This window comes from Achromobacter sp. (genome assembly GCF_036567245.1).
In the GTDB taxonomy this organism is placed as follows: Bacteria; Pseudomonadota; Gammaproteobacteria; order Burkholderiales; family Burkholderiaceae_B; genus Achromobacter.
The window spans coordinates 1-2,252 of sequence record NZ_DATCUY010000390.1 but is presented as its reverse complement, the minus strand read 5'-3'; the positions used below and the strand labels follow the sequence as shown (position 1 = coordinate 2,252).

General features: G+C 66.5%; 2 protein-coding genes. Both read left to right on the top strand.

All coding sequences use genetic code 11. The annotated features are described in order from the left end of the window. The first annotated feature begins 426 nt into the window (after positions 1-426). Positions 427-1,632 carry an aromatic ring-hydroxylating dioxygenase subunit alpha gene (locus tag VIR09_RS16645; protein WP_332013876.1) on the top strand — a complete coding sequence of 402 codons (1,206 nt, stop codon included), beginning with the start codon at positions 427-429 and terminating at the stop codon, positions 1,630-1,632. A 10-nt stretch (positions 1,633-1,642) separates the two neighbouring features. Beyond that, positions 1,643-1,975 carry a hypothetical protein gene (locus VIR09_RS16640; RefSeq protein ID WP_332013875.1) on the top strand — a complete coding sequence of 111 codons (333 nt, stop codon included), beginning with the start codon at positions 1,643-1,645 and terminating at the stop codon, positions 1,973-1,975. Positions 1,976-2,252: the final 277 nt, after the last annotated feature.

Here is a 2,252-nt window from a genome sequence, read left to right as displayed (position 1 = left end):
TGCTTGCGCGACGCGGCTTCGGCCGCCAGCAGGGTGTCGCGCGCGGGGCGGCAGGCGGCGCTTTCGCCGGGAAAGGTCTTGTCGTGCAGGCTGCCCATGAGCGATGTCCTCCCGCGTGGCGCGACCGGTCGGTCGAGCGTCCTAGAATGCCACGCGACCGCAGAAGCATCAGCTTATGACGACTACAAATCAACCGCCCCGTTCGCCGGCCCTCGATCCGGCCACCCTGCCGGCAACCGGCCGCTGCGGTTATCCGACCGAAGCATTGCGGGCGCCCGCCCCGTACCGGCCGCTCGCGCCGGGCGCTGGGCGAGGCTCCGACCCAGGCTCCTCGGGGCCATTGTTGCTGCGACTGCTGAACGCATGTTAAGACGTGTGCCGCCGACCGGTATACGGCAACGGCGAGGACGCACTGGAGGAGCAGCCATGGGCAAGCAGGAGCGCAACACCTTTCGCTTTGCGAGCAAGTATCCGGACCTCGGCAGTGGGCCAGTGCCGGTCGAGCCGTACATTTCAGCCGACTATTTCGAGCGCGAGCGGGAAACCGTGTTCCGGCGCCACTGGCTGAATCTGGGCCGGGCGGATGCCATCCCCAATGCCGGCGATTACTTCGTCAAGAACCTGGCCGTGCTGGGCGTGTCGGTGCTGGTGATTCGCGGCGACGACGGCCAGGTGCGCGCGTTTCACAACGTGTGCCAGCACCGCGGCAACCTGCTCACTTACCGGGAACACGGCTGCCGCAAGGCATTGACCTGCTCGTTTCACGGCTGGGTCTACGACAGCCGCGGACGGCTGGTGGACGTGCCAGACCAGGGCGAGTTCTACCAGCTGGACCGGGAGGCGCTGGGTCTGCCCGAGTTCACGTGCGACACCTGGAACGGCTTCGTGTTCATCCACCCGCAGCAGAACCCGCCGCAGGATCTGCGCACCTATCTGGGCGAACTGGGCGCCAACCTGCAGGACTACCCGTTCGACCAGATGGAACTGGTCGGATCATGGCGCGCCACGGTCGCCTGCAACTGGAAGGCGTTCACCGATGCCTTCCAGGAGGGCTATCACGTGGCCATGGTGCATCGGCGGTCCCTTCCGGACGCCTTCAGCGGCGGCGAGACCGCCAGCTGCATCCTGGATCACGCGCGCATCGACGGCCCGCACCGGGCGCTGTCCTGCCCGGCCAATCCGTCGCGCAACCCGAAGCCGGCCGAGGCGCTGGCCTTCAAGGCCGCCGCCACGCTGACCCAGGGCGCCGCCGCCATGCAGGACCTGATGCCGGGTTTGAATCCGGGTGGCATGCGCAATTGGGGTTTCGATGTGAACGTGTTCTTCCCCAATTTCTTCATCGATCCGGCCAACGGCTGGTATTTCACCTACAACTTCTGGCCCGAAGCCGTGAACCGCACCCACTGGGAAGTGCGCATGTACATGATGAAGGCGCCCAACGCGGCAGTGAAAGTGGCCAGCGAGTTCTCCAAGGTGCTGCTGCGCGATGCCGTGCTGGAGGACCTGTCGACCCTGGAGGCGGGCCAGCGGGGGCTGGAATCGGGCGGCATCCGGGAGCTTCAGTTCTCGGACCAGGAAATCGCCTGTCGCCACCAGTACGAAGTGGTCGACCGCCTGGTGCGGCAGGGTTGAGGAGGCAGTCATGAGCGGAACCGACCTGCTGCCGGGCGATTTTCACGACCTGGAACACTGGGCGGCGCTGTGGGCGCTGCCTACGGAAGCCGCGCGCAACCACCGGCGCGTGAATGGCGATTACCACGACCTGGAAGCCTTCTACCACGCGCTGCTGCCGCGTATGGAGGCGGTGCTGGCCTATCTGGGCCAGTTCCCGGCTGACGCCGCCCTGCCTGCGCCGGCACGGCGCCTGATGCACCTGGGCTGCGCCTTCATGGAAGTGGCGCCGGCGGTGGAGCTGTTCAAGGAACCGCGGGTGCCGGAAGCTTTCCCGCCCGAGCGTTTCGAGATATTGCTCTGATTGACGCGCAAGGACACCGCCGACGGCCGGCTGATCATCACCACTGACGCCCACCTGGCGCGGGGCCTGGGCGAGGCCATCCACCACGCCAACCAGGGCACGCTCGACTAGAGAAGCGCTGAATAAATCTATCCTGGATTTCTCAGCGCCCGCGTCCCTGCGCTGCGCGAAGCGCTGAACAAATCGGCGCTTCCCTGGCACTACGTCGAGGACCGATCCAACACTGCGCGTGCACTGGCAGCGCGACGCCTAGCCTTCGCGGCGTCGCCGGCTGCCT

Bases quoted from the DNA above. Each gene is read 5' to 3' on its own strand.
- VIR09_RS16640 (WP_332013875.1), top strand. From the start codon at position 1,643: ATGAGCGGAACCGACCTGCTGCCGGGCGATTTTCACGACCTGGAACAC.
- VIR09_RS16645 (WP_332013876.1), top strand. From the start codon at position 427: ATGGGCAAGCAGGAGCGCAACACCTTTCGCTTTGCGAGCAAGTATCCG.